The 24027-nt window shown below is 39.3% G+C and carries 21 protein-coding genes and 1 pseudogene; 19 read left to right on the forward strand and 3 right to left on the reverse strand.

Annotated elements, in window-relative coordinates:
• Positions 1–195 precede the first annotated feature (195 nt).
• From tnpB to BLR86_RS16835, 5 genes are all read left to right on the forward strand, one after another.
• Positions 196–1377, forward strand: coding sequence for an IS200/IS605 family element RNA-guided endonuclease TnpB (gene tnpB / locus BLR86_RS16815; RefSeq protein ID WP_090763860.1), 1182 nt, complete (start codon positions 196–198; stop codon positions 1375–1377).
• Between the two features lie 250 nt (positions 1378–1627).
• A complete protein-coding gene (gene gatC, locus BLR86_RS16820) occupies positions 1628–1921 on the forward strand; it encodes an Asp-tRNA(Asn)/Glu-tRNA(Gln) amidotransferase subunit GatC (RefSeq protein ID WP_090763863.1) in 294 nt (97 codons plus the stop codon).
• 48 nt (positions 1922–1969) lie between these two features.
• A complete protein-coding gene (gene gatA, locus BLR86_RS16825) occupies positions 1970–3427 on the forward strand; it encodes an Asp-tRNA(Asn)/Glu-tRNA(Gln) amidotransferase subunit GatA (RefSeq protein WP_090763867.1) in 1458 nt (485 codons plus the stop codon).
• A 12-nt stretch (positions 3428–3439) separates the two neighbouring features.
• Positions 3440–4867 (forward strand): Asp-tRNA(Asn)/Glu-tRNA(Gln) amidotransferase subunit GatB, encoded by a 1428-nt coding sequence (gene gatB, locus BLR86_RS16830; RefSeq protein ID WP_090763870.1) that lies wholly within the window; start codon positions 3440–3442, stop codon positions 4865–4867.
• Positions 4868–5422: 555 nt separating this feature from the next.
• Entirely contained in the window at positions 5423–5977 is a 555-nt protein-coding gene (locus BLR86_RS16835; protein ID WP_368086793.1) for a thioredoxin family protein, read from the forward strand.
• A 36-nt stretch (positions 5978–6013) separates the two neighbouring features.
• On the opposite strand, the gene plsY is transcribed toward BLR86_RS16835, so the two are convergent.
• The gene (plsY, locus tag BLR86_RS16840; RefSeq protein ID WP_090763873.1) at positions 6014–6640 is read right to left on the reverse strand and encodes a glycerol-3-phosphate 1-O-acyltransferase PlsY; all 627 of its coding nucleotides are present in this window, start codon (positions 6638–6640) and stop codon (positions 6014–6016) included.
• Positions 6641–6748: 108 nt separating this feature from the next.
• Between plsY and BLR86_RS16845 the strand changes: the two genes are divergently transcribed.
• The 9 genes and pseudogenes from BLR86_RS16845 to BLR86_RS16885 all read left to right on the forward strand — a co-directional run.
• Positions 6749–7531, forward strand: a complete 783-nt coding sequence (locus tag BLR86_RS16845; RefSeq protein WP_090763876.1) for a class I SAM-dependent methyltransferase — start codon at positions 6749–6751, stop codon at positions 7529–7531.
• A gap of 157 nt (positions 7532–7688) precedes the next feature.
• Positions 7689–8234, forward strand: a complete 546-nt coding sequence (locus BLR86_RS16850; RefSeq protein ID WP_090763878.1) for an RNA polymerase sigma factor — start codon at positions 7689–7691, stop codon at positions 8232–8234.
• Entirely contained in the window at positions 8231–8698 is a 468-nt protein-coding gene (locus BLR86_RS16855; protein ID WP_090763882.1) for an anti-sigma factor family protein, read from the forward strand. The genes BLR86_RS16850 and BLR86_RS16855 overlap by 4 nt, the downstream gene beginning before the upstream one ends.
• Positions 8695–9771 (forward strand): hypothetical protein, encoded by a 1077-nt coding sequence (locus BLR86_RS16860; protein ID WP_090763884.1) that lies wholly within the window; start codon positions 8695–8697, stop codon positions 9769–9771. The genes BLR86_RS16855 and BLR86_RS16860 overlap by 4 nt, the downstream gene beginning before the upstream one ends.
• Positions 9772–9856: 85 nt before the next feature.
• A complete protein-coding gene (locus BLR86_RS16865; protein WP_090763887.1) occupies positions 9857–10771 on the forward strand; it encodes a LiaI-LiaF-like domain-containing protein in 915 nt (304 codons plus the stop codon).
• 177 nt (positions 10772–10948) lie between these two features.
• The gene (locus BLR86_RS16870) at positions 10949–11890 is read left to right on the forward strand and encodes a diacylglycerol kinase (protein WP_090763890.1); all 942 of its coding nucleotides are present in this window, start codon (positions 10949–10951) and stop codon (positions 11888–11890) included.
• A gap of 94 nt (positions 11891–11984) precedes the next feature.
• Entirely contained in the window at positions 11985–12536 is a 552-nt protein-coding gene (locus tag BLR86_RS16875; RefSeq protein ID WP_090763893.1) for a cysteine hydrolase family protein, read from the forward strand.
• Between the two features lie 58 nt (positions 12537–12594).
• Positions 12595–14061: a nicotinate phosphoribosyltransferase gene (locus tag BLR86_RS16880; RefSeq protein ID WP_090763896.1), complete on the forward strand. Its 1467-nt coding sequence runs from the start codon at positions 12595–12597 to the stop codon at positions 14059–14061.
• 156 nt (positions 14062–14217) lie between these two features.
• Positions 14218–14370: pseudogene (locus BLR86_RS16885) on the forward strand (MFS transporter); the annotation flags it as partial.
• Between the two features lie 280 nt (positions 14371–14650).
• Here the strand turns inward: BLR86_RS16885 and BLR86_RS26455 are convergent.
• Positions 14651–14980, reverse strand: a complete 330-nt coding sequence (locus BLR86_RS26455) for a hypothetical protein (RefSeq protein ID WP_139185636.1) — start codon at positions 14978–14980, stop codon at positions 14651–14653.
• Positions 14981–15134: 154 nt separating this feature from the next.
• Between BLR86_RS26455 and rlmD the strand changes: the two genes are divergently transcribed.
• The gene (gene rlmD / locus BLR86_RS16890; RefSeq protein WP_090763901.1) at positions 15135–16505 is read left to right on the forward strand and encodes a 23S rRNA (uracil(1939)-C(5))-methyltransferase RlmD; all 1371 of its coding nucleotides are present in this window, start codon (positions 15135–15137) and stop codon (positions 16503–16505) included.
• Between the two features lie 557 nt (positions 16506–17062).
• Here rlmD and BLR86_RS16895 read toward each other — a convergent pair.
• Positions 17063–18154, reverse strand: a complete 1092-nt coding sequence (locus BLR86_RS16895; RefSeq protein WP_090763907.1) for a GntR family transcriptional regulator — start codon at positions 18152–18154, stop codon at positions 17063–17065.
• Positions 18155–18524: 370 nt separating this feature from the next.
• On the opposite strand from BLR86_RS16895, the gene BLR86_RS16900 reads away from it, so the two are divergent.
• The 4 genes from BLR86_RS16900 (at position 18525) to BLR86_RS16915 (ending at position 23980) form a co-directional block, all read left to right on the forward strand.
• Positions 18525–20135 carry a xylulokinase gene (locus BLR86_RS16900; RefSeq protein ID WP_090763911.1) on the forward strand — a complete coding sequence of 537 codons (1611 nt, stop codon included), beginning with the start codon at positions 18525–18527 and terminating at the stop codon, positions 20133–20135.
• A 22-nt stretch (positions 20136–20157) separates the two neighbouring features.
• On the forward strand, positions 20158–20853 hold the full coding sequence (locus tag BLR86_RS16905) for an L-ribulose-5-phosphate 4-epimerase (protein ID WP_090763914.1): 696 nt from the start codon (positions 20158–20160) through the stop codon (positions 20851–20853).
• 34 nt (positions 20854–20887) lie between these two features.
• Positions 20888–22312 (forward strand): L-arabinose isomerase, encoded by a 1425-nt coding sequence (araA, locus tag BLR86_RS16910; RefSeq protein ID WP_090763916.1) that lies wholly within the window; start codon positions 20888–20890, stop codon positions 22310–22312.
• Between the two features lie 273 nt (positions 22313–22585).
• Entirely contained in the window at positions 22586–23980 is a 1395-nt protein-coding gene (locus BLR86_RS16915; RefSeq protein WP_090763919.1) for a sugar porter family MFS transporter, read from the forward strand.
• The last annotated feature ends 47 nt before the right edge of the window (positions 23981–24027 follow it).

Raw genomic sequence — 24027 nt, forward strand, 5'->3', positions numbered from 1 at the left:
AAGCGTAGAAACAGCAGTCTAAACATATTTAGATTGCTTTTTTATCGTTCCCAGACAGAAGACTCCTACCTCAAGGAATGTGAAGGGCGAAGCCCAATGAGTAGGTGGGGGATGAATGTCGTTGGCGTTAGCCAAAACGGTCCTCACTATGGTATAATAGGAACAAATGTTCCTGTTTGGTGAGGTGAGAAATTCATGCTGATCAACAAAGCCTATAAATTTCGTATCTATCCAAATAAAAAACAGATTGTATTAATTAATAAAACCATCGGATGTTCAAGATTTGTATTCAATTTTTTTCTAGGCAAACAACAAGAAAAAGATGCTTATTGGTATATAGTCGAAGAAATGGTTCAAAACGGTCAACTTCCGGTAAATAATTGGAAGGGCCATTTCCTTAACAAATACGAAACTGTAAAATCACTGCCTGAACTCAAGAAACATTATTCCTTTTTAAAAGAAGTTGACAGTATCGCATTGCAAAAATCAGTTGAGAACTTAGCCGATTCCTATCATCGTTATTACAAAAAGCAGAATAAAAAACCGCGTTTTAAATCAAAAAGGAATAAAGTCCAATCTTACACCACTAAACAGACAAATGGGAATATAACGGTCATGAACAACCATGTAAAATTACCAAAGCTAGGACTTGTCCGTTTTGCGAAAAGTCGTGAAGTAGAAGGGCGGATTTTGAATGTAACCATAAGACGTAATCCTTCTGGTAAATACTTTGTTTCACTAGGAACAGAAATTGAAGTAGAAGAATTACCTAAAACAAACGCTGTTGTTGGAATAGATGTTGGCATTAAAGACCTTGCCATTCTTTCAGATGGAACGATCTATTCCAATCCAAAGTTTTTCCGTACACTAGAAGAAAAATTAGCCAAAGCACAACAAGTGATGAGCAGAAGAACGCCGGGCGGTGCGAACTGGTACAAGGCCAAAAGAAAAGTCGCTTGTATTCATGAAAGAATAACGAACGCAAGAAAAGACTATTTAGACAAGATCTCCACCCATATTGTCAAAAACCACGACATTATAGGGATGGAAGATTTGTCCGTATCAAACATGTTGAAAAATCATCATCTTGCCAAAGCGATTAGTGACGTATCTTGGTCCCAATTTAAAAGTATGATTGAATACAAGGCGAAATGGTACGGTAGACATGTCATAACTGTAGCGAAGAACTTCGCCAGCAGTCAGCTTTGTTCTTGTTGTGGCTACCAAAACAAAGACGTTAAAAATCTTGCAATACGTGAATGGGAATGTCCCCAATGCCTTTCCTATCATGAAAACAGAGATATTAACGCAAGTATCAATCTTAAAAATGAAGCAATAAGACTTCTAACCGCAGGAACTGCGGGGCTAGCCTATTAAGAAAACTGAAGGATACTTTGGTGTTCATAGGAATCCCCTTCTTCAATCAGACCGGAAGGTTCGATAAGGAGGGGAAGTTCAAGGCTAGCAATCTAAAAACCATTCATTTTGCCCATACTGATGAGGGAATCATTGCGGTAAAGCGGAAAAGTTTGGTATCATCAATAATTAACTAGGCTCTTTTCTTAACCTTTGTTGCTTCACAGAAAACAGCCACTAACAATGACAAAAAGGGACGGGGGAATGAAAAATGACACGAATTTCAAATGATCAAGTTAAGCATGTAGCGAACTTGGCTAGATTAGCGATAACGGAAGACGAGGCGGAAAAGTTCACGAAGCAGCTTGACGCGATCATTACATTTGCTGAACAGCTAAATGAATTAGATACGTCAAATGTTGAACCAACCTACCATGTGCTGAAAATGAATAATGTCTTCCGTGAGGACATGAAGCAAAAGGGATTGCCACGTGAGGAAGTATTAAAAAATGCACCTGTTCATCAAGAGGGTCAGATTAAAGTTCCAGCAATAATGGGGGAGTAAGGCAAGTAGGAACCCCTGGCGAAGGGGCTAGACAAGGGAGGAAAGATAGTGAGTTTATTTGATTATAAAGTGTCAGATCTCCATGAGCTTTTACATAAAAAAGAAATAAAAGTTACTGATCTTGTGGATGAGTCGTATAAACGGATTGCTCTAGTAGAGGATAAGGTTCAGGCATTTTTAACATTAGATGAAGAGAGAGCTCGGCAAACAGCAAAATCCCTTGATGACAAGCTTAGTTCGGACGCTAATAAAGGCTTGTTGTTTGGGATGCCAATCGGGCTCAAAGACAATCTGGTGACGAAAGGCCTTCGGACAACCTGTGCCAGTAAAATCCTTGAAAACTTCAATCCGATTTATGACGCAACCGTAGTGCAGAAGCTGCAGCAACAAGAAACAATTACAATCGGAAAATTAAACATGGACGAGTTTGCGATGGGCTCTTCAAACGAAAATTCCCATTATCAAATAACGAGGAATCCATGGGATCTAGAGAGAGTACCAGGAGGGTCTTCAGGCGGGTCGGCTGCTGCGGTTGCAGCTGGAGAAGTCCTGTTTTCTTTGGGTTCAGATACAGGGGGATCCATCCGTCAACCGGCAGCTTTTTGCGGTGTAGTAGGACTAAAACCGACATACGGACGTATATCTCGTTTTGGACTAGTTGCCTTTGCGTCATCGCTTGACCAAATTGGACCGATTACGAGAACAGTAGAAGACAATGCCTATCTCCTGCAAGCAATATCCGGTTTAGATCCGATGGACTCCACATCAGCTAATGTCGATATACCAAACTTCGCACAAGCGTTAACAGGCGATGTAAAAGGATTAAAAATCGCCGTACCTAAAGAGTATCTTGGTGAAGGCGTGACTGAAACTGTCCGTCAATCGGTGCTGGATGCTTTAAAAGTGCTTGAAAAACAAGGGGCTGTTTGGGAAGAGGTTAGTTTGCCTCATTCAAAATATGCATTAGCAGCTTACTATTTACTTTCATCTTCCGAAGCGTCTGCTAATCTAGCCCGCTTTGATGGCGTTCGCTATGGCTATCGGACTCCGAATGCTGATAATTTACTTGATTTATATAAGAAGTCACGGGCTGAAGGCTTTGGTGACGAGGTCAAACGACGAATCATGCTCGGTACCTTTGCGCTAAGCTCTGGTTATTACGATGCTTATTACAAGAAAGCACAGCAGGTCCGTACGTTAATTAAGAAGGACTTTGAAGATGTATTTGAAAAATACGATTGTTTAATTGGACCAACGACTCCAACTCCAGCGTTTAAAATTGGTGAAAATATTGATGATCCGTTAACGATGTATGTGAATGATATTTTGACGATTCCAGTAAACCTAGCAGGCGTACCAGGAATCTCAATTCCATGCGGATTTGATAATGGTCTGCCTCTTGGTCTGCAAATTATCGGCAAGCATTTTGATGAAGCAACAGTTTATCGAGTAGCGCATGCGTTTGAACAAGCAACAGATTTTCATAAACAAAAGCCAGGAATATAGGGGGTGAAGACGATGGAATTTGAAACAGTGATTGGTCTAGAAGTTCATGTTGAATTAAAAACGGATTCAAAAATCTTTTCGGCTAGTCCTAACCATTTTGGTGCCGAGCCAAATTCGAATACAAGTGTAATCGACCTTGGCTATCCAGGAGTGCTGCCAGTCCTTAATAAAAAAGCAGTAGAATACGGAATGAAAGCGGCAATGGCCTTAAACTGTCAGGTAGCCAGTCATACGAAATTTGACCGAAAGAACTATTTTTATCCAGATAATCCGAAGGCCTATCAGATTTCGCAATTTGATAAACCGATTGGGGAGAATGGCTGGATTGAAATTGAGGTAAATGGCTACACAAAACGGATTGGTATCACGAGAATTCATTTAGAAGAGGACGCAGGGAAACTAACCCATGCGAACGGATATTCATTAGTAGATTATAATCGCCAGGGCACTCCTTTAGTAGAAATCGTTTCTGAACCAGATATCCGTACACCTGACGAAGCTTATGCCTATCTTGAAAAATTAAAATCGATTATCCAGTTTACAGGAGTATCCGATTGTAAGATGGAAGAAGGTTCACTTCGCTGTGATGCCAATATTTCAATTCGCCCAGTTGGACAAGAAGAGTTCGGCACAAAGACAGAATTAAAGAACTTAAACTCTTTCAATTTTGTTCGGAAAGGCTTGGAATTTGAAGAGAAACGGCAGCGTGAGGTTGTCTCTAGCGGTGGGGAAATTGATCAGGAGACACGTCGATTTGATGAAGCTACAGGTGCTACCTTACTCATGCGTGTAAAAGAAGGATCCGATGACTATCGTTACTTCCCGGAGCCAGACCTACTCGATATCTTTATTGACGATGAATGGAAAGCGCGGATTGCAGCCGAAATTCCAGAGCTGCCGGATCAGCGCCAAAAGCGTTATACTGAAGAACTAGGGTTACCTGTATATGACGCCAAAGTACTAACAGCAACGAAGGAAATGGCTGATTTCTTTGAAGGTACTGTAGCTGCTGGGGCAGAGGCGAAATTGGCTTCGAACTGGATCATGGGAGATGTTTCTGCTTACCTGAATTCGGAAGGGAAAGAACTTCATCAAATTGCCCTAACCCCTGAAGGTTTAGCAAGTTTAATTAAGCTTATCAAAGACGGAACCATTTCTATAAAGATTGCTAAAACCGTTTTTAATGAGTTAATTGAAAACGGTGGCGATGCCGAAAAAATAGTAAAAGAAAAGGGTCTTGTTCAAATTTCCGATGAAGGTACACTACTGAAAATCATTTCAGATGTCCTCGATGCAAATCCGCAATCGGTTGAAGACTTTAAGAATGGTAAAAATAAAGCAGTGGGCTTCCTTGTTGGCCAGCTAATGAAGGCAACAAAGGGGCAGGCGAATCCACAAATGGTGAATCAATTATTGCAGCAGGAACTTAGTAAACGATAAACAACTAACAGGCAGGTCTTTCTCTGTCTGTTTTTTTGTCGAAGGAATTGTCGACATCTTTTTTGAAATTTCCCGGGAAAAATGCTTATAGATTGAGGTATAACACTAAACTAATCAAACGTTTGATTAGTCGACATAATTCTACCCTTTTCTAGGGATAGAATCTTTTAAAAATAAGGTTTAGTGGCAATCTAATTAAACGTTTAATTAGTATATTCAGAGGGGTTATTTGTCGAATAAAGAAGTAGATTCTAAAGTGGTTTAAAATGAGTGAAAATCAAACAGTATATCGACATTATTTTTTTGGAAAAATGCCAATAAACCCTTTGTTAACAAGGATTTTTTTAAAACTAATCAAACGATTGATTGAGAGACAATATTCTACCCAATTTCAATGAGGTATCCTTTTTGTACAAGGGCTGGACATCCCACTAATCAAACGATTGATTAGTGGGATTTGTCGAAGAGTGTAGCTATTCTATTTTGGCGAAAATCCTACAATTTGTAAGTGAGAATTGATTTGATTATGATAATAGTAAGATGAAGGGAGTGTTTATGTTGGAATTGAATTCTTGGTTTCAAAAAGGGTTAACAAAAGATGAATATATCGGCCAAATGACACGAAATAAAGAAGGAATGGTTTCCATTTATGACCGCTTTGAGTTAGACAGTGTGGATAAAAAGAAACTTGAAGCACTCCAGTCAAAGAACCTGAAAGCGATTGTATTAACAGAGGATTGGTGTGGGGACGCCATGCTTAACAACCCAGTGTTACTAAGAATAGCCGAAGCTGCAAACATGGAAGTTCGGTTTGTACTTAGGGACCAGAATCTAGAGTTAATGGATCAGTATTTAACAAACGGTACGTCTAGAGCGATTCCCATCTTTATTTTTATCGACCAAGAAGGAAATGAAGTTGGGGTATGGGGACCTCGTGCACCGGAAATGCAGGCACTTGTAGAAAAAGGCCGTGCAGAATTGCCGGATAAGGATGCTCCAGATTTTCAAGAGAAGCAGTTAGCTTTTTATAAGAGCTTGGGCACTACTTATCAAACAGATCCATCAACATGGCAAACCGTTGCAAACAGTATTATTTCAGTTCTACTATAATGAAAAAAAGAATCCCTGGATGATCACAGGGATTCTTTACATTTTGAGGCTATTATTTTTGGGTGGAAGTCGATCATTTACAAGGTTTTTATCATTGATTTTTGGCTCAATTCCTAGAATGAAGTTCCGAAAATTCGAGCGATGGAGATACAATAAAAATAAAGTAAAAGATAAAAATATGAGTTCAAAATCAAGTTCCTGCGAAATGAAAGAGTAAACCAACATGCTAAGCCCAACGGAAATGGATCCCAAAAACACGTACTTGGATAAAAAAATCACCAAAAAGAACGTTCCAAAAGCAAGTAAGCCCAATGGTAAATTCGCTACTGCCAGGGTTCCGGCAGTGGTAGCAATGGCCTTACCTCCACGGAAACCTGCGAAAATTGGAAAGCAATGGCCTATAACTGCCACGAGTCCAAAGTAAAGTGGTTCAACGTCGATGTTGAAGTATAAAGGCAGAGAGGCAGCGAGTGCACCTTTACCAATATCAACGAGTACGACAATGATGGCGGATCCTTTGCCAAGAACTCTTAATGTGTTGGTAGCTCCAGGATTTTTACTTCCATGATCACGAATATCAACCCCAAAAACAAGCTTGCCCACAATCAGCGCAGTAGGAATACTGCCAATCAGGTAGGAGGAAAGGATTAGCAACCAGACCATATCATCATTCCTTTGTGAGAGTATCTACATTAACAATAGCATTTTACCATACTTCAATGGTATCATTTTAGTAATTTCTGATATTGTTATTTTAAAGGGGCGACCGACATGGAACAGATTGATTTTGGTCAAGTTGCTAAAAGTTATGCAAGGGCAAGAGAAGATATTCCTGCAAGTTTAATGGATAGTTTGTTTATTCGTGGTATTTCTTTTGACGGGAAAAAAGTAGCAGATATTGGATGTGGAACAGGTGCATTAACAAGGAAAATGTCAATGAGGAAGGCAGACGTTATGGGCGTGGATTCATCTAATGAATTACTACAACAGGCATTGGCGTTAAATGTGTCAAAAAATTATCATATACCTTATGTACAAGGTACTGCTGAAGAAACAGGTTTACAAGATTCACAGTTTGATATGGTAACGGTCATGCGCGCCTGGCACTGGTTTGATCGGGAACAGGCAATTCGTGAAATAAAAAGAATACTTAAGGCAAAAGGGTTATTACTTGTTATTGATTCTGGTTTCCTTGCAGGTCCACTAGTGGTTGATCAGACATTCGATGTAATCTCAAAATATGTACCCGGTGGATTAAAACCAGCGGGAACAAAAGCGGAATCTAAGCACAGGATTAACGGCTTTCCATCTGAGTGGTTTGGTGAATGGCAAAAGGAAGGCTTTGAGCTGAGGGATTTCTATAAACTTAACTATTCGGTTACCTATACGAAGGAGTCCTGGGTAGAAAAGGTTGAATCGATTTCCTGGCTTGCGGGATTAGAAGAGAAAGCTAGAGCGACTGCTCTATTGGAATTAACCAATTCATTGCCGGACACTGGGCCATTTGTCATTCCACATGATTGTAATGTATGTATACTAAGAATGCTAGATTAAGACTTAAATAGAAAAGTATCTAAGACGTGCGGCTTTATCGCACGTCTTTTTATGCTACTATTTTATGTATGAAAAATATTTTTGATAAAAGTGTAGGGGTTATTTCGAATGATCTCGTCTATTAAGGTGTAGGTCAGATAGAGAGGGGGAGAGAGCGATTAGTGATTCGGCTTTAATACAAAAAGTAATCGACGGCAGTGATCATGCCTTTCGCCTTTTGGTTGAGAAGTACCGTAATGATGTGTTCCGGACCGTCTTTGCTGTACTTCGTGATCAAAAGGAAGCAGAAGATGCTGCGCAAGAAGTCTTTATGAAAATCTATACCGCTCTCCCCCAATATGAGAATCAAGGTTTTAAGACTTGGATGACCCGGATAGCAGTTAATCATGCAATCGATGTTAAGAGAAAGCTTGCTAGACGTAAAGAAGAAGTGGCTGAAGCCATTGAACAGCATGCGCTGGGGACACCTAAAGATGGTGTTGAGAAAGAACTAATCGTTAACGATAGTCAAAGGCTGGTAAGAAAGAGACTTGAGGAGCTCCCAGATAATTATCGCGATGTTATTTACGGTTTTTATATAGCTGAAAAAAGTTATCAGCAAATGGCTGAGGAACAAAATGTACAAGTGAAAACAATTGAAACAAAGCTTTACCGCGCGCGAGTCTGGATGAAAAAGAATTGGAAGGAGGACGATTTTTCATGAAACATTTTAGTTATGATGAATGGCTGAATTACGTCAAAGATGAAGTCAATGATAAGGCCCGTGAGGAACTTGAAAGTCATTTATATGTATGCGACCAATGTCTCGAGCATTATTTACAAGCACTATCGGTACATGAATCATCACTTCCACTCCTTTCAAATGACTCCAGCTTTACCGATCTAGTGATGGCTGAAGTTTCGAAACAAAAAGAAGTTGTTAAAAAACCATCAATAAAGTCGAAAAAGCCATTCTATCAACAGGTTGCTTTCCACTATTTGATTGCAGCAGCTGCAACGCTGTTACTAACTTTTTCGGGAGTGTTTCAATCACTTGCTACCTATGCAAGTGCTGTCGAGGCACCGCAGCATAGTAAGGAAAAAAGGGCTTCGGTAACAGAAGAGGTTATTGATAAAACATTTGCATGGATGGATTCTTTGGAGAAAAAGGAGGCAAATAAAAAATGAAAAGCTCAACAAAGGCGTTAACTCTATCACTCTTTCCGGGCCTCGGTCATATATATTTCGGCAATATGTTTAGGGGGGTGCTGTATTTACTATCTGTGGTAGGTTTAGCATTCTTTACAGTTATTGCAGTATCTACTCATGATGGAGAAATTGCGGTTATATTGTTTATGTTGGGAATCTTCATCTACTTAGTCAGTTTTATTGACATGGGTGTGCAAATTTCCAAACAGAAAAAGGTACTTAAAGCAGCGAATCCGGATGCACCACCTTTGCAAGTAACCCAGGAGTCAGAACGGTTTCATACGATTGTGTTGTCGTTTGTTCCAGGTTTAGGTCATTTCCAGCTTGGACTAATGAATCGCGGTTTGACATTGTTAGCATCTTTCTTAGGACTCGCGGTAATGGTGATCTTTGTAACGGCACTTAGTGGCCGTGGTGAGTTTATGGTGTTTATGCTAGGATTGCCAATCATTTGGGTGTATGGATTTTTTGACGCTGTCCAACAGGTAAATAAAAAGCAGCGCGGTGAAGAGTTAATCGATAGAACGATCTTTGAAGACTTTGAAACACGCAGGGAAGACGGGAAGAAAAGTAAAGCAATTGCCAACTTCCTCTCTATTTTTCCAGGTGCAGGACATTTATATCTAGGCTTACAAAGACGCGGTATTCAGTTGATGGCAGCGTTTCTGTTTTCAATCTATATTCTAGACATTTTACGATTGGGAATCTTCTTGTTCTTAGTACCGATTATCTGGTTCTATAGTTTTTTTGACGCCATGCAAAAGGTTTCAAAATACGGTGAGGAAGAAATAGAGGATGTTCCCATCATTTCTTACTTAGTTAATCATCAAAAATGGGTTGGAATTGGTTTAGTTGTCATGGGGCTATATTACCTACTAATTAATGTGTTAATTCCCGTGTTCTCCCCGATGATCTCAAATATCATTCAGATAGATTTAATGTATTGGGTACAAAGATATTTTCAGACGGGACTTGTTTGTGTGTTGTTAATTGGCGGCGGTATTAAGTTATTAGCAGGCAGCAAGCAGAAGAGGGAGGCAGAAAAATCATGAAAAGGTGGAAAAACACACTAACAGGATTTCTCTTAATCGGAGCTGGAATCGGGTTCCTTTTTAGAAAAGGAAAGGGGGAGCAAGAATGAGAACTTGGCGTGTTGGTACGTTTTCGATGGGGGCATCGCTTGTTTTTCTTGGTCTTTTCCTTTTTCTCTCCCGTTTTATGGGATTTGATTTAGTCCATGTGATGACGGCATGGTGGCCGGTATTGTTGATTGTCCTGGGAATTGAGATTCTCTTCTATTTATTTTTCTCACGTCGGCAGGAGAAACCAATATTAAAATATGATTTTGTTAGTATCTTGTTTGTTGGTTTGCTTGGAATGGTTGGGATCTTGTTCGCAACGCTGAGTGCTACAGGAATTATGGGGAAGGTAGAGGAGGTGGTCGCAAGGGAAGAGCGGTCGTTTGAGCTTCCTGACTTCTCCTATCAAATGGATGATAGTATTAAACGGGTAGTGTTACGAACAACAGGCTACCAAACAACGATTGAAGCGACAGATGATAAGGAAGTGTCGATGTTTGGTACATACCGGACACAGACCGCGAACGAGGAAAAGCTCATTAAGAGTGCGGACGATTATGTGTATGCCAATAAAAAGGGAGATACTCTTTATGTAAATGTAAAGACCCTGCCGAACGAGTTGGGACCTTTTTATAGTCATCAAGAAGTTGCCGCTACTATTCTTATTCCTAATGGTGTACAACTAGAGGTGATTGGAAATGGTAATGACATTACCTTAAATCCAAGGTCTCTTGAAAATGATTGGAGTATAAATGGTGCGTCATCCATAGATATTAAGGTTGCTGAGGACAGCGATTTAACTATTGGAGCGGATGGTGTTGGCCAAGTGAATGGCAAGGATGGAGCATGGCAGGTAACTGAAACAAGTGACCCGAATAAAGGAATAGAAAGAAACGCAGTTTACCAGTCTGGGGAAGGGAATTATCATATTTCTATTACGAATACCCATTATGTCAGCTTAAATGTAAAGTGATTTTCCATCTTACTTTTTGCAAAAAATAAAAAAAGTGTATGATAATAGACGGCATTATATGGATGAAAAATATTGTTGCTGGGGTTAAACATTGTATGCCAAGGTGTAAATTGGTAGAATATAGAAGAGACCCATCATATGCCATTTATTGATTTCAAAAAATTAGGATGATGTATAATGAAACGAGCACGATTAATATATAACCCTACATCAGGGCGGGAAATTCTTAAGCGCCATCTCGCGGAAATTCTGGAGAAGCTTGAAATGGCCGGGTACGAGGCCTCTTGCCATGCCACTACGGGTGCCGGTGATGCAACGGCCGCTGCTAGAATTGCGGTTGAAAGACAGTATGATGTTGTGATTGCTGCAGGCGGGGATGGTACCATAAATGAAGTGGTAAATGGACTTGCCGAACAAGAATTCCGTCCTAAACTGGGAATCATCCCAGCCGGTACCACAAATGATTTTGCCCGAGCTCTTCATATACCAAGGGACATTGGGGCAGCTGTGGATATTATCACAAAAGGCGAACTCATTCCTGTGGATATTGGCCGAATCAATGATCGATATTTTATTAATATTGCCGGCGGTGGCAGAATTACGGAACTTACCTATGAAGTTCCCAGTAAATTAAAAACGATGCTTGGGCAGCTAGCCTATTATTTAAAAGGGATGGAAATGCTCCCTTCGATTAAAGCAACGGACCTTACTATTGAATATGATGGTAAGCTGTTTGAAGGGGAAGCAATGTTATTCCTAGTGGGACTGACAAATTCAATTGGCGGCTTCGAAAAGATTGCACCGGATTCATCGATTAACGATGGTTTATTTTCATTGCTCATTTTGAAAAAGATTAATTTAGCGGAGTTTGTCCGAGTGGCAACGTTAGCTATCCGCGGCGAGCATGTGAATGATCCGAATGTGATTTATGCGAAGGCTAGCCGGATTAAAGTATATTCTACAGACAAGGTACAAGTAAATCTTGATGGTGAATTTGGCGGATTGCTGCCCGCTGAATTTGCAAACCTGTACCGGCATTTAGAGGTGTTTGTACCACTCGATGATATTCGCCCGCTTGATAAACCAACTGATTGGGTGCCGGGAACAAGATATAGCTGAAAAAAGGCGCGTTCCATTTGGAGCGGGCTTTTTGAGTTTAAAGGAATAAATGGCTCATGTGCAGAAATAGTAATGATGAAGGGAAGGGATTGTCATGGTTAAAAAGGCATTAATAAATATTGATTATACGGTGGACTTTGTAGCAGATACCGGGGCATTAACCTGCGGTGTGCCAGGGCAAGAAATTGAGGGTAAAATTGTTCAATTAACACGTGAATTTATTGAGGCTGGCGATTATGTAGTGTTTGCGATTGATGTTCATGATAAAGGGGATGAACATCATCCTGAAACGAAATTGTTCCCGCCGCATAATATTCGCGGGACTTCAGGCAGAGATTTGTTTGGCGGGCTGCAAACTGTCTATGATGACAATAAGGAACGTGATAATGTATATTACATAGATAAAACAAGGTACTCTGCTTTCGCTGGAACAGACCTTGAAATTAAGCTAAGAGAGCGGGGAATCACAGAGGTGCATCTCGTAGGTGTTTGCACCGATATTTGTGTACTTCATACAGCTGTAGATGCTTATAATAAGGGTTTTAAAATCGTTGTTTATAAGGATGGTGTTGCCTCTTTTAATCAAAAGGGTCATGAATGGGCATTGGGCCATTTTGAAGCATCGCTTGGTGCTATGGTTAAATAGTTTTTATAATGGTAAAATTGTTTAAAATGTTGAAAAAGTAGTGGTTCGGAGGATTATGATGAAAAACATTTATCAGGATGATAGCTTAACTCTGCATACTGATCTTTACCAGGTCAATATGATAGAAACGTATTGGAGAGACGGTATACATAATAAACGCGCTGTGTTCGAATTGTTTTTTCGTAAGCTCCCATTTGGGAATGGGTATGCTGTATTTGCTGGCTTGGAAAAGGTCATTCAATATATTCAGGGCTTCCGTTTTTCTGAAGATGATTTGGAATATTTGAAAAACGAAGTTGGCTATAAAGATGACTTTTTAGCGTATCTAAAAGGCTTACGCTTTACTGGAACAATCCGCTGTATGAAAGAAGGCGAGTTGGTTTTTGGAAATGAGCCCATCTTAAGCGTGGATGCACCGCTAGCTGAAGCACAGTTGGTTGAAACAGCCTTATTAAACATTGTTAATTATCAAACATTGATTGCTACAAAGGCTTCGAGAATTAAGCAGGTTCTTGGTAATGAAATTGCGATGGAATTCGGGACACGCCGGGCGCAGGAAATGGATGCGTCCATTTGGGGAGCGAGAGCCTCTTACCTTGCTGGTTTTGAAGGTACAAGTAATGTGAGAGCGGGTAAATTGTTTCAAATTCCTGTTTCCGGTACACATGCCCATTCGATGGTACAGGCTTATAAGGATGAATATATGGCATTTCGTAAATATGGAGAAACCCATAAGGATTGTGTCTTTTTGGTTGATACGTATGATACGCTAAAGCTAGGTGTTCCAAATGCCATTAAAGTAGCGAAGGAGATGGGGGATTCTATCAATTTTATTGGAATCCGCCTTGACAGCGGTGACCTTGCCTATCTTTCGAAGGAAGCACGTAAATTGCTCGATGAAGCAGGATTTAAGGATGCGAAAATTGTTGCTTCTAGTGATTTGGATGAGTATACGATTCTCAACTTGAAAGCACAGGGTGCAAAAATAGATAGCTGGGGAATTGGCACTAAGCTGATTACTGCTTACGACCAGGCGGCTCTTGGGGCAGTTTATAAAATTGTTTCGATTGAAGGCGAGAACGGAAAAATGGAGGATACGATCAAAATCTCTTCCAATCCGGTAAAAGTCACAACACCAGGGATTAAGAAAATTTATCGAATCATCAATAATAAGAACAATCATGCGGAAGGGGACTACATTTCGCTTGCCGATGAAAAACTGCCAGAGAAGAAGCTGAGAATGTTCCACCCAACACATACGTATATGAATAAGGTCGTGACAAACTTTACAGCAAAAGAGCTTCATGAAGTGATCTTTTCTAAAGGTGAACTTGTTTATGAAACTCCGTGCCTAGAGGAGTCACGTGATTATTTAAAGCAAAACCTTGACGCTCTCTGGGATGAGTATAAGCGGACCATGAACCCGGAGGAATATCCTGTTGACCTTAGCCAAAAATGCTGGGATAACAAAATGAGAAATATTGAAGAAGTGAAAGAGAAAGTTGCGGAAATGAAGGCAGAATAGATAAGTGGAAGGCACCCAGTGATGGGTGTCTTTTTTTGTTCCTCCCTTTTATTGTCCCCTATACAAACCATAAAAAATTTACTTTTTAAAACTGTATTTCTACCTTAACCAGAAACCCATATATATAAGAATAAAAGCAAACAGGAGTAGATATCATTGGACAAACAAAATAGCAGATTTAGATGGGTTGTATTTGCTTCTGTATTGGTGACATATTTATTAATGGCGAGCCAACGAACGGCCCCTGGACTGATTACTGACCAAGTGATGAGGGAGTTTCATGTAACAGCATCCACGATTGGCTTGCTTGGAGTAATCTTTATAAAGGAAAAGTCTCGGGGAGCAGAAAAAAGTCGATAAAAATACCGACTTTACACATAGTAGTATACTTCATAAAACAGGAATCCCGCAGGTTTATATCGAATATCCGCGGGATTCCTGTTTTATTTATTCTTAAAGAAGTCTATAAAAGCATGGTAAATTTCGATTCCTTGATAGGTTAGCATACCAACAGCGCTTAATGAAAAAGCACCAATGATAACATAGCGGATCCACATTGTTTTTCCTCCCTTATTGTAAGTTTTTTAACTTAACAATTTAGGGAGGGGATTACATAGTTCGATTGATGGAATACGGGGAGAAGGAAAGTGAATATCTTGTTATGCATTCCAGAAAAGATTTTACGAAGGATGACTACGATTAATGAAATTAATACAAGTATCCCGGTAACGTTCAGGTTTAAAAGATGTTTATCTTCATCGTCGCTTTGGGATTTCATATTCCAATCATCCATCATCAGGACGGCTTTATTGGCATGATGTGTATGAGTTAATACATTGGAATGATGAAGTACGGAAAAGGAAATGAAGGTAAGGAGCAATGCGATGGGAAGAATGTTTAACTTCTTGATCGTAACCACCTCCTTTTAACGGGGTTGTATTAATCATAAACACTTTTGTTATATTGTTAAATAAAAACAATCCGACAATTAATGCGTTTAATGGCTGATTTCGCAATCTGGCTGGCTTTGTGTTACAATTTTGCTAGTCAAAACGGAGTAAAGGAAGTAAACAATGACCAAAACAATTCCAGTAAGTAAAAATGATTATATAGAAGTAGTTTTTGAGGATTTAACACATGATGGCGCTGGAGTAGCAAAAGTAGATGGCTATCCCTTGTTCGTTCCAAATGGTCTCCCTGGAGAAAAAGCCCAGATCAAGGTCATTAAAGTAAATAAAGGCTACGGATTTGGAAGAGTAATTGAACTTTATAAAAAAAGTCCGTATCGAATGGAAATCGAAAGTAGTGAAGTGCATAAATACGGCGGCTGCCAGCTTGAGCATATTAGCTATGAAGGCCAGTTGATATATAAAGAGAACCAAGTGCGTCAGGTGCTGACGAGGATCGGAAAACTAGAGAATGTGATCGTCCACCCGATTTTAGGGATGGACAACCCATGGCATTACCGAAATAAAGCGCAGGTACCTGTAGGTGAAAAAGGTGGGAAGCTGATTGCTGGATTTTTTAAACCTAGAAGTCATGAAATCGTTGATACAAACGAAAGCCTTATCCAACTGCCGGATATTAATGAGGCTGTCCAGGCTGTAAAGGAAATTTGCAGCGAGTTAGGGATATCAGCTTACCAAGAAGAGTCACATAAAGGTGTTCTTCGCCACATTATGGCGAGGTACGGCCAGCAAACAGGCGAACTAATGGTGGTGCTGATTACGAGAACGGTGGATATTCCGAATAAAACTAAATTAGTTGAAGAAATTGTTGCTCGTCTCCCGAAGGTAAAATCGATTATCCATAACGTGAATTCCAAACGCACAAATGTCATTCTCGGTGAAAAAACAAACGTTCTTTGGGGAAATGAAGTAATCTATGACTACATTGGCGATGTAAAATTTGCTATTTCTGCACTTTCGTTTTATCAAGTAAACCCAGTTCAGACAAAGGTCTTATATGATAAGGCGTTGGAATATGCGGGGCTCAAAGGAGACGAATCTGTCATCGATGCTTATTGTGGGATCGGAACAATTTCGCTTTTTCTTGCCCAAAAGGCTAAAAAGGTTTTCGGTGTGGAGGTCGTTCCAGAAGCGATTGAAGATGCAAAACGGAATGCAGAGCTTAATGAATTCACAAATGTAGAGTTTGCTGCCGGAGAAGCAGAGGTTGTAATTCCAAAGTGGTATAAAGAAGGAAATTCTGCTGATGTACTGGTCGTGGATCCACCGCGAAAAGGCTGTGACGAAAGCCTTTTGCAAACGATCATTGAAATGAAACCCAAAAAGGTCGTCTATGTCTCCTGTAATCCAGCCACACTTGCTCGTGATTTACGAATCCTAGAAGATGGTGGGTATAAAACTGTGGAAGTGCAGCCAGTTGATATGTTTCCGCAGACGACACACGTTGAGTGCGTGTCGCAGTTAGTGTTGAAATAGTCTGCAATCACTACTCAAGCCATGTGTAGTGCTGTGTGTTGATAAATTTAATTGAATAGATAGGAGCAGTTACTTCTTAAAATGAACCTAAGCTTTAACTGTTCCTATTTTCTTTTAGGCTGTGTTAAAGGTAAATGTTGATTTCACTCAATTTGAAAAATAGGCGGAGAAATTCCGTTTATATTGTGAAATACCCATATTCTCCTTAAAATAAGCGGAGTTTTTCCGGTTATACGATCCAAATCGGTGGATTTTGTCTTATTTAGAGCAGTTAAGCGTAATATCTCCGCTTATTTCTGCCTCTAAAGCCTCCACTATAGACAATAACCGGAAATTCTCCGCCTATGAATTCTTATACCTACACGAAAATCAACAATGGGTAATAACATAGCCTTCTTTTAACAAATAATCCTCGAAGCTATTGTGTCATTTCCCTGCCCTCTATATACTCCGATAAGTCCTTCAAATAAAAAAGACCATTCGAACCTCTGTATTAATTGGTATTTCGAGTGGAGCTAATAAAATTTAACCAAACAATTCTTTAAAGATTACCAAGATTATTGTACTTCTAACTCTTTTACAGTTTCGCCTTCAATTAAGACTGGCTGATAATAGGTTTGGTTTGGTAAATCCTTCTTTCCTTGTAATTTCTTAATGACCCAATCAGCTGCATCACGTCCCATTTGTTCTTGTGGATGTGTTAGTGTCGTTAGTTTAATATTAGCACTTCTGGCAAAATAAGAATTGTCCTGGCCAATAATTGATAATTCTTCTGGAATAGAAATATCAAGTTGTCTGCATACATTTGCCACTTCTAACCCTACCTCGTCGTTATAGCAAACCATTGCAGTTATTAGGTCTCTATTTTCATTTAGGAATTCCTTCAGGTTAGTGTATAGATCCAGTTTCGTCTCTGTATTGTACGAAAGAACCTGCTCTGGTTGAAATCGTAATTTGGCTTCCCCGAGCGCTTTTATATAGCCCTTCATTCGATACTTTCCTTGTAAATCATCCATTTTTGAAATAAGTCCAATTTGTGTGTGTCCTTTCGAAATCAATTCTTTTGTTGCGAGGTAGCTAGACTGCACGTCATCGAGACAAAAGAAAGGAACTTCTAGTTCTTCATAATAAGCATTGATCATGATGAACGGAACATCCTGTTCCTTGAACGATAGGTAGTAAGCAATATTGGGATTGTATAGATTGCTTTTCGTAGGTTCAACAATCAAACCGTCCACCCCAAAGGACAACATCATTTCCAAAGCTTTTTTTTCTTGTTCGACATCATTATTTGTACTAGCTAATAGTAACGAATAATTATCCTCATTCAACCTACCTTCAATTCCACGAATAATTGAGGGAAAAATGTAATCAGAAATATAGGTCGTGATTACACCGATTGTTTTATTATTGGAAATTCCACCAGATTTTGATTGATATTGGTTACTAACATAAGTGCCAGATCCTTTTTCACTTCTTAAGAATCCCTCTTTTGACAGCTCTAAAATGGCCTTTCGAACAGTGTGCCGGCTAACTTCGTATTTTTCCTGCATGGCGGATTCAGTAGGTATTTGTTCTCCTACGCTGTAATCTCCTGAAAGAATTTTACTCTTTATATCATCAATGATGACCTGATACTTATGTATCATGTAGATCACTTCCCTCATAGTTGTTCGTATTTTAATTAATTCACTCAAAATATTTGTATGGACATATTTTATCATGGCTTTGAAGTTATAAATAGATTCTACCTAATTATCATACAAATTACCAAACGGTAAAAACCTTTCTATCTTCTCTATTTTTTATTAAGGTCTTATATCAAGTGAATCCTTTCCGTTACATACATTTGTGCAGTAATAGCGTAATTATTATTATAAATTACATACGCACAAATAATTTAATTATTGACATTTGTACGTACAGAAAATATACTAAAGTTGTGAATAAAACTAAACGGAAAGAAAGCGCCATCTTTCGATTGTAAGTTTTGAAATCGTTATCAAAGAGGTGAATATTGTGAAAAATAACCAAGTAAAGATTAAACAAGCAATTACTAAGGGAGAAACATCACTTGGAATCGAATTCGGATCCACACGTATCAAAGCTGTGTTAATTGATAATAGCTTTGAAACAATTGCATCTGGAAGTTACGAGTGGGAAAATCGCTTAGAAGATGGAATTTGGACGTACAACCTAGTAGATATTATAACTGGACTGCAAACAGCTTATAGTGAAATGAAACAAGAAGTTGAACAGAATTATGGAATCACAATTCGAACAATTGGTTCTATTGGATTTTCCGCAATGATGCATGGGTATATGGCTTTTGACAAAACAGGTGAGCTACTTGTTCCGTTTCGAACTTGGCGTAATGCAACAACAAGTGTTGCAGCAAAAGAATTAACTGATAAGTTCCAATTTAATATCCCTGAAAGGTGGAGTATTGCTCACCTTTATCAAGCAATATTAAATGAGGAGAAACATGTGCCTCGTATTGATTTTATTTCCACTTTAGCTGGATATATTCACTGGTTACTGACTGGTAACAAAGCAATTGGCATTGGGGATGCTTCGGGCATGTTCCCGATTGATGAAGCTACCCAGGACTACAATGAATTGATGGTCAAACAGTTTGACGAACTAATTGCGACCAAAGGTTATCCTTGGAAGCTAAAAGATATTCTTCCCAAAGTATATATATCAGGCGACCAAGCAGGAGAATTAACTAAAGTTGGCGCGAAAATTCTTGATCGATCACAAAATTTACAACCTGGTATTCCAATTTGTCCACCAGAGGGTGATGCGGGAACAGGGATGGTTGCGACCAATAGTGTGAAAAGGCGCACTGGAAATGTCTCAGTTGGAACTTCAGTTTTTGCCATGATTGTATTAGAGAAAGAGCTTTCAAAGGTATATCCGGAAATTGATTTGGTAACCACACCCAATGGAAGTCAAGTTGCAATGGTTCATGCAAATAACTGCTCAAGTGATATTAATGCTTGGCTTGGCTTGTTCCGTGAATTTTCTGAGGCAATGGGACAAACGGTTGATATGAATAAATTATTTGAAGTGATGTTGAATAAAGCTTTGGAAGCGGACCCAGATGGCGGTGGCTTGCTTAGCTACGGCTATTTATCAGGTGAAAATATCACTGGATTAGAAAAAGGACGACCATTATTTGTCCGGTCACCTGAGAGCAATTTTAATTTGGCGAACTTTATGCGGACTCATCTTTTTACTGCATTTGGTGCATTGAAAATCGGAATGGATATTTTGAAAAAGGAAGAAAATGTCGCCATTGATAACATTTTAGCTCACGGTGGTTTATTTAAAACCCCTGTAGTTGGACAAAAAATTGTTGCAGCTGCAATAAATGCCCCCGTTTCAGTTATGGCAACCGCTGGAGAAGGTGGAGCGTGGGGAATTGCTATCCTTGCTACTTATATGATGAACAAAAAACAAGAAGAAAGCTTAGAGGACTTCCTCGACAATAAAGTCTTTGCAGATGTTGATGGACAAGAAATTTATCCAGATGGATATGACATTAAAGGGTTTGAAGATTTTATCAAACGATACAAAAAAGGGTTAGTGATTGAACAGGCTGCTGTTGACCATCTAATTTCATGAGTAGAAAGAGGGAGGAACAGACGTGTTAGAACAACTAAAAGAAGAAGTGTTTCAGGCAAATTTGGACTTGCCTAAACATGGACTTGTGAAATTCACTTGGGGAAATGCAAGTGCAATCGATCGAGAAAGTGGTTTATTTGTTATCAAGCCAAGTGGTGTTGAATATGAAACGATGAAAGCTAGTGATATGGTGGTTGTTGATTTAGATGGCAATGTGGTGGAAGGAGAACTGAATCCTTCTTCGGATACAATGACCCACGCAGTACTTTTTAAGCATTTTCCGGAAATTGGAGGAATTGTACACACACATTCAACTTGGGCAACAATTTGGGCACAGGCTGGTCTTGATGTTCCCGCGATGGGAACCACACATGCAGACACATTCTATGGTTCTATACCATGTGCGCGATTCTTAACACAAGAAGAGATTGATGGTGGTTATGAAGCGGAAACTGGTCGTGTAATTATCGAAACATTTGAAGAACGCGGGTTAGATGTTTTAGAGGTTCCTGGTGTTTTACTACATGGTCATGGTCCATTTACGTGGGGAAAAGATGTAAAATCAGCAGTAATGAACAGTGTGGTATTAGATGAAGTTGCGAAAATGAATTTATTTGCACGAGGATTAAATCATTTTGCTGTGGAATTACCACAACGTATTTTAGATAAGCACTATTTACGAAAACATGGGAAATACGCATATTACGGACAAAAATAATATAAAACTATTAATCTAAGAAAAGAGGATTATTATGTCAATAATGGATAAAAAGGAATTTTGGTTTGTGGTAGGATCACAGCATCTATATGGGGAAGAAGCGTTAGCGGAAGTCAAAGCACACGCACAAACGATGACTGATGCATTAAATGAAAGCGGCGTTTTACCTTATCCACTTGTATTGCAAGATTTAGCCGTTAGTGCTGATACAATCACAAATATAATGAAAGAAGTCAACTATCGTGACGAGGTTGCCGGTATTATCACTTGGATGCATACATTCTCACCTGCAAAAATGTGGATTCGTGGAACAAAGTTATTACAAAAACCATTACTACATTTAGCAACACAATTCAATGAAAGTATTCCTTGGTCAACGATTGATATGGACTTTATGAACCTAAACCAATCCGCTCACGGTGACCGCGAATATGGTTTTATTAATGCACGATTGAAAAAGCAAAATAAAATTGTAGTAGGTTACTGGGAGCGCCCTGAAGTGCAACGTCAAATTGCACAATGGATGGACGTAGCGGTTGCTTATAACGAAAGCTTCAATATCAAGGTCGCTCGCTTTGGGGACAACATGCGTAATGTTGGAGTGACCGAAGGGGATAAGGTTGAAGCACAAATTCAATTTGGATGGACAGTGGACTACTTTGGAATTGGTGACCTTGTTAAATGTGTGAATGCAGTTACGGAAGAAGAAATTGATGATTTATTAGCAGAATACGCAGACCTTTATGAATTTGATTATGGTACTAACAGTAAGGAAGAATGGGAAGCAAGTGTAAAAATACAGGCAAGCTATGAAATCGCCATTAAACGCTTCCTTGATGTTGGTGGTTACAATGCCTTCACAACTAACTTCGAAGATTTATATGGAATGAAACAGCTTCCTGGTCTTGCCGTCCAACGGTTGATGGCACAAGGATATGGATTTGCAGGTGAAGGGGATTGGAAAACGGCAGCACTTGATCGCTTACTTAAAGTGATGAGCCATAATCAATCAACTGGCTTTATGGAAGATTACACATATGAATTAACAGTTGGTCAAGAATCAGTCCTTCAATCCCATATGCTTGAAGTAGACCCAACCTTAGCAAGCAACAAACCGAAAATAATCGTATCTCCATTAGGTATAGGTGATCGTGAAGATCCAGCGCGGTTAGTATTTGATGGTAAAGCAGGAGACGGTGTGGTCGTTTCAATGGCTGACTTTGGTACTCATTACAAACTATTGATCAACGAGGTTTCTGCATTTGAGCCAACTATTCCAGCTCCTAACCTTCCAGTAGCACGTGTACTTTGGGAAGTTAAACCAAATTTCCAAGATGGGGTTAAAGCTTGGATTGAGAATGGTGGGGGTCACCATACAGTAGTTTCATTGAATTTAACAACAGATCAAATTATAACCTATGCAAGACTTGTTGATTTGGAATACGTAGTTATTAAATAATATCTCTCTCCTTCAAGGAGGCCTTGCTTCCTTGGAGGGGAAAAATAGGTATCCCTTTATTTGTAAGCATGGTTGTGGTTTTCAGGAATAGATGAAAACGTTTTAATAGTACAATAAGGACACAGAATTCATCCCAATAAATAATTTGTTAGGTTGAATATACTAGCATAATTTTTAGTTTGATAACACTATTATTATTTCTAAAAATAATCAGTATTTTAGTAGTGGGATTTTTTAAAAAGATAATTTTAAAACCTTGAGGAGGGAACTTTAATGGTTAATGAAAAGAAAATCTCAAGTGGCTTCATATACTTTTTTGGGGCTTTTGGAGGAATTCTCTTCGGTTATGATATCGGCGTTATGACGGGTGCTTTGCCTTTTTTGCAACATGATTGGAATCTTCAAAACAACCCTGGTGCTATTGGCTGGATTACCTCTTCGTTGATGTTTGGAGCTATTTTTGGAGGTGCCCTGGCCGGACAACTTTCTGATCGTTTAGGACGGCGCAAAATGATTTTAATATCTTCTATCATTTTTGCTGTTGGATCCATTTTGGCAGGAATATCCCCTCATAATGGGATCCTTTTTATGATTGTTGCTCGGATTTTATTAGGATTGGCTGTTGGTGCTGCTTCTGCGTTGGTCCCAGCCTATATGTCGGAAATGGCGCCTGCACGTTTACGTGGACGTCTGTCAGGAATTAATCAAACAATGATTGTTTCTGGAATGTTGCTTTCGTACATTGTCGCTTATTTATTGAAAGACTTACCAGGAACAATGGCATGGCGATTGATGCTTAGTTTGGCTGCCATACCTGCTGTGATCTTATTTATTGGAGTGTTAAGGTTACCCGAATCACCACGTTTTTTAATTAAGAACAATAAAATTGTTGAAGCTCGTAAGGTGTTGGGCTATATTCGCTCTAACAAAGAACAAATTGATTCTGAAATAGCACAAATTCAAGAATCTGCCAATGAGGAAGCAAAGGCAAATCAAAAAGCATCATGGGGTACACTCTTAAGTAATAAATACCGTTATTTAGTAATTGCCGGTGTGGGTGTTGCTGCTTTTCAACAATTCCAGGGTGCAAACGCAATTTTTTATTATATTCCTATGATTGTTGAAAAAGCAACAGGGAATGAAGCCAGCTCAGTACTGATGTGGCCAATTATTCAAGGGGTTATTCTCGTACTAGGTTCATTATTATTCCTAATGATTGCTGATAAATTTAATCGCCGTACTTTACTAACAGTAGGCGGAACAATTATGGGGCTATCCTTTATTTTGCCGGCAATATTGAATTTATTAATTCCTAATGCGAATCCGATGATGATCGTTGTTTTTTTAAGTATCTATGTAGCACTTTATTCATTCACGTGGGCTCCTTTAACTTGGGTCATAGTTGGAGAAGTTTTCCCACTGATCATTCGCGGGCGAGCGTCAGGATTAGCTTCATCCTTTAACTGGATTGGTTCTTTCTTGGTTGGATTGCTATTTCCAATCATGATCGCTTCGATGGCTCAAGAAGCTGTTTTTGCAATCTTCGGTGCTATTTGTTTACTTGGTGTTTTATTTATCCGGACATGCGTACCTGAAACTCGAGGTCGTACTTTGGAGGAAATTGAAAAGATTGGAGAAAATAGACAACCTAAGGGAAAAGTTGCTTAAATAGCGGTATGAGGTTTGGAAGCGTGCATTTTGAATTAGGATATTCA

The sequence above is a fragment of the Bacillus sp. OK048 genome (genome assembly GCF_900103525.1).
In the GTDB taxonomy this organism is placed as follows: domain Bacteria; phylum Bacillota; class Bacilli; order Bacillales; family Cytobacillaceae; genus Neobacillus.

Bases quoted from the DNA above. Each gene is read 5' to 3' on its own strand.
- BLR86_RS16880 (WP_090763896.1), top strand. From the start codon at position 12,595: ATGAAAAACATTTATCAGGATGATAGCTTAACTCTGCATACTGATCTT.
- BLR86_RS16870 (WP_090763890.1), top strand. From the start codon at position 10,949: ATGAAACGAGCACGATTAATATATAACCCTACATCAGGGCGGGAAATT.
- BLR86_RS16875 (WP_090763893.1), top strand. From the start codon at position 11,985: ATGGTTAAAAAGGCATTAATAAATATTGATTATACGGTGGACTTTGTA.
- BLR86_RS16845 (WP_090763876.1), top strand. From the start codon at position 6,749: ATGGAACAGATTGATTTTGGTCAAGTTGCTAAAAGTTATGCAAGGGCA.
- rlmD (WP_090763901.1), top strand. From the start codon at position 15,135: ATGACCAAAACAATTCCAGTAAGTAAAAATGATTATATAGAAGTAGTT.
- BLR86_RS16860 (WP_090763884.1), top strand. From the start codon at position 8,695: ATGAAAAGCTCAACAAAGGCGTTAACTCTATCACTCTTTCCGGGCCTC.
- plsY (WP_090763873.1), bottom strand. From the start codon at position 6,640: ATGGTCTGGTTGCTAATCCTTTCCTCCTACCTGATTGGCAGTATTCCT.
- gatB (WP_090763870.1), top strand. From the start codon at position 3,440: ATGGAATTTGAAACAGTGATTGGTCTAGAAGTTCATGTTGAATTAAAA.
- BLR86_RS16895 (WP_090763907.1), bottom strand. From the start codon at position 18,154: ATGATACATAAGTATCAGGTCATCATTGATGATATAAAGAGTAAAATT.
- BLR86_RS16855 (WP_090763882.1), top strand. From the start codon at position 8,231: ATGAAACATTTTAGTTATGATGAATGGCTGAATTACGTCAAAGATGAA.
- BLR86_RS16835 (WP_368086793.1), top strand. From the start codon at position 5,423: ATGTTGGAATTGAATTCTTGGTTTCAAAAAGGGTTAACAAAAGATGAA.
- araA (WP_090763916.1), top strand. From the start codon at position 20,888: ATGTCAATAATGGATAAAAAGGAATTTTGGTTTGTGGTAGGATCACAG.
- gatC (WP_090763863.1), top strand. From the start codon at position 1,628: ATGACACGAATTTCAAATGATCAAGTTAAGCATGTAGCGAACTTGGCT.
- BLR86_RS16915 (WP_090763919.1), top strand. From the start codon at position 22,586: ATGGTTAATGAAAAGAAAATCTCAAGTGGCTTCATATACTTTTTTGGG.
- BLR86_RS16865 (WP_090763887.1), top strand. From the start codon at position 9,857: ATGAGAACTTGGCGTGTTGGTACGTTTTCGATGGGGGCATCGCTTGTT.
- tnpB (WP_090763860.1), top strand. From the start codon at position 196: ATGCTGATCAACAAAGCCTATAAATTTCGTATCTATCCAAATAAAAAA.